Source organism: Robiginitalea sp., from assembly GCF_049588695.1.
Taxonomy (GTDB): domain Bacteria; phylum Bacteroidota; class Bacteroidia; order Flavobacteriales; family Flavobacteriaceae; genus Robiginitalea.
The window spans coordinates 1-3718 of record NZ_JBAVZJ010000326.1; the positions used below are offsets into that span (position 1 = coordinate 1).

4 protein-coding genes are annotated in these 3718 nt (G+C 41.1%); 3 read left to right on the forward strand and 1 reads right to left on the reverse strand.

Annotated elements, in window-relative coordinates; translation table 11 throughout:
* The coding region (locus WBV75_RS07980; protein ID WP_424120105.1) for a M16 family metallopeptidase at positions 1 to 1420 on the reverse strand (1420 nt) is incomplete at its 3' end.
* A gap of 337 nt (positions 1421 to 1757) precedes the next feature.
* On the opposite strand from WBV75_RS07980, the gene WBV75_RS07985 reads away from it, so the two are divergent.
* The 3 genes from WBV75_RS07985 to WBV75_RS07995 form a co-directional block, all read left to right on the forward strand.
* Positions 1758 to 2495, forward strand: a complete 738-nt coding sequence (locus WBV75_RS07985) for a DUF6090 family protein (protein ID WP_424120106.1) — start codon at positions 1758 to 1760, stop codon at positions 2493 to 2495.
* Positions 2495 to 3262, forward strand: coding sequence for a DUF6090 family protein (locus tag WBV75_RS07990; protein WP_424120107.1), 768 nt, complete (start codon positions 2495 to 2497; stop codon positions 3260 to 3262). Before WBV75_RS07985 ends, WBV75_RS07990 begins: the two co-directional genes overlap by 1 nt.
* 134 nt (positions 3263 to 3396) lie before the next feature.
* Positions 3397 to 3718 (forward strand): DUF6090 family protein (locus WBV75_RS07995; RefSeq protein ID WP_424120108.1); only part of this gene is annotated, 322 nt, incomplete at its 3' end.

Consider the following 3718-nt stretch of genomic DNA (forward strand, 5'->3'; position numbering starts at 1 on the left):
TCTCAGGACCTGTCATCACAATGACCCGGTTGTCATCATGCAGGAACCCTTTGATCAGGGCGCTTACCTCCTCCAGTTTAATGTCCGGCAAAAGGCGTTTGGTCATATCGAATTCCCAGGCGATACCGGGTATGGGCGAGTCTTCAAGGTAATGGTAGATATATTTGTTGACCAGGCGATTGCTTTCCAACTTATCGCGGTCGTTGTATTGTTTTTCAAGTCTGGCCAAAATGCTTTTTTTGGCACGTTCAAACTCTCCTTCCTGGAAACCGTATCGTTTCACGCGTTCATTTTCCTCCAAAATAGCCCTGAGCCCTTTCATTTGTCCGTCAGGGCTGGTTTGGGCAAAGGACTGGTAGGCATTTTTGGTCCTTGCAAATGTGCCCCCATAGGACGAAAACCCAAATACGAAAGGCGGGTCTGCGCTATTTCGGAGTTCATCCAACCGATTGTTGATCAGGGTGGAAAATAGGGATTTGACCAACCTGTTGCGAAAATCATTTACCGTCCTGACCTCAGGGGCTTCAAAACGGTCTTTGTAGAGTACCTGTACACGACTAAAGGCCGCTTCTTTATCTGATGCGATTGCAATGAGGGTTTCCTCGTGGTTTGGCAACTCATAGGACTCGCGCTTTACCGGGTTCACGGGTTTTTCGATGTTTGAAAAGTGCTCTATAATCTTGGACTCCATGGTGGCAACATCCAAATCGCCCACGGCGACAACGGCCATTAAATCTGGCCTGTACCAGGTGTTGTAATAATCCCGGACGTCATCATAGGAAAAATTCTCGAGGTTTTCTTTGGTGCCAATGGGCAGCCGTTCTGCATATCTGGAACCGTACATCATCTTGGGCAGCGTCACTTTTTGCATGCGATCTTCCGCTCCTAAACGCAAACGCAATTCTTCGAGTACCACCCCGCGTTCTCCATCAATAGCCTCTTCTGATAAAGTGGTGTTGTGTGCCCAGTCCTCCAGGATCTGGAACCCCTTCTCCAACTTTTCCGGGTCATCGCTGGGGATGGGGAGGATGTAGACCGTTTCATCAAAACTGGTATACGCATTTAAGTCCGCACCAAATTTTACCCCAATGCTCTGCAGGTAATCTATCAGATCGTTCTTCTGAAAGTTGGTGGTCCCATTGAAATTCATGTGCTCCATAAAATGTGCGAGACCGAGCTGGCGTTCCGTTTCCATAATAGAGCCGGCATTGACCGCCAGGCGCAGTTCTACTTTGTCCTCTGGCTTGCCGTTGTTCTGTATGTAATACGTCAACCCGTTAGGCAATGTTCCCACCTTTACATTGGGGTCGATGGGGATATTTTCTTCCGGGATTACTGTGGTGGCGAGCCCATCGGTTTGACCAAAAAGTGTAGACAGACCGACAAAAGCAAAAACGAAAAGCAGCATATTCTTTTTCATACGTGGATTATTGTGATTTTTTCTAAAACTAAAATAAAAATCCTTCTGAGGAAAATTATCGGGGAATCATCGAGCCTGAAGCATTCCCTTTGAGTCACCCTCCGTACATCGCGCTGCATTGTTTTGAGTCAGGTATGGGTAAGAAGAGTGAAATCGCCAAAACCAAAAATGCATAGCCCGTGGAAAATTTAGTAATCCATTGCTGTCCAAAAAACTAAGTCTTCTTCGTTGTCTGCCACCAATACCCAATCTGCGCCAGTAATCACCTAAAGCACATTTAATAGAAACGTCCAGTCAACTATTTTTTGTAATTTGAAGAGGTATTCAACCTCACCTCGTGCTCCGCTTCTTCAGACAAATACGTCAAAGACTCCTGAATGATAACAAGTTCAGCAAATACTTGCTCTATGCAGTGGGTGAGATTCTGTTAGTGGTGATTGGTATTTTGATTGCACTTCAGGTAAATAACTGGAATGAGGTGCGAAAAGCAGGACAGGTGGAGTTATCTCTTTTGGAGGAGCTCAAAGCCGACCTGGAATATTCCAAAAAAGAATTGCAAGAGGCATCCGAAGCAAATAAAGAATACCTGGAGGGATACCGTCTTATTCATTCATATATCGAAGAGGACCGCGCCTACAATGCCGTGTTGGATTCAGCTTTTACAAATCTTGACGTTTGGAGCCAGCCCTATTTGTCTACAATGACCTACGAAACGATTAAGACAAAGGGAATTGATCTAATTCAGAACGACAGCCTGAAGAAACAAATTGTAGAGGTCTACAATTTACATATACAGTCGCTAATGGATGACATGGTTAAATGGGAGTGGTCTTTTAGCCAGAACACTACACAGCGAATGATGGTTCAGCATGTAAGACGCAACATCGACAATCCTTATGTGGCCCGCCCCAATGACTTTGAACGACTGAAAAAAGATGATGAATTCAAGAATTTCCTAAGTATTCTTATTGTGGTGCGGAATGATAATGTTGATTATACGACGTGGACAAGGGAGGCTATTGAAGACCTGATCCGGCAAATAAATAAAGAACTCCAATCCAGGAAAACAGATTAATGCTCCGCTTCTTCCGACAAATCCGACAACGCCTTCTGACTGAGAACAAATTCAGTAAGTACCTGCTCTATGCCATCGGGGAGATCCTGTTGGTGGTGATTGGGATTTTGATTGCCTTACAGGTGGATAATTGGAACGAAAACAGAATAACTGAAAATATCAAATCCCAGGCATTCTCAAACTTAAAAGAAGATATTTTATATGATATACATTACTATAAATATCTTGATAGTTTATACAGTAAATGGCATATCCAAGCTGATAATATCTACTCTAAGCTTCTAACAAGATCAATGGACCGAATTAACTCTATAGATGAATATATCGTCGGGAGGGGTTCAATGAATCATCTAAGTGTCAAAACCACAACCTTTGATGAAATGGTGAATACTGGATTAATTTATAAAATTAATAATCCCCAATTATCTCACAGTATAAATGAATATTATGAATTTGCTGATCTAGAAATTGAAAAAATAAATTTAGACAACCAAGAATTCTACAGATATATATTGAGAACATCGGGATATGAATATATCAATACCGGTGCAAGGATTTGGCATAAGGTTAATTTAGAGTATGTCGATTGGTCATGGCTAAAGGATCCAAAATCTGAGCGGTACATGAAATTTGAATCAAGAATAGATTTTCATAGGGTCGCAATAGAAGCTAATAAATTGGTGCTGGGGCAATTAACAGAAAAGGCAGAAAATTTATTAAGAGTCATTGATTCTAACATTTCTAGTGATGAAAAAGTAAAAAAATAAGCGGAAGTAAACTTAGGATGTATAAGCGATAATTGCTCATCACCTCGCAACTGCGCTTATACCAACCGTGGTGCTTCATTATAACCAACCGCTAACCAATGATAAAATTCTTTCGAAAAATTAGACAAAATCTGCTGATGGAAAATAACACAGGAAAGTACTTTAAATATGCCATTGGAGAAATAATACTTGTAGTTATTGGAATTTTGATTGCACTCCAAATCAATAACTGGAATGAAAACAGAAAAGCCATCGAAAGAGAACATGCGTTATACCAAAACATATTAATCGACCTGGAGAATGAAGATGTCATACTCAATAGTGCTCTGAAAGTATATAAACAACACTCCGATGCATATTACCATATTTACCATGAAACAAGAGGCAAGGCAAATTATGATTCAACTAGTAATAGATATAACGTTTTAAGATGGCATAACATATTTGATTTTATAG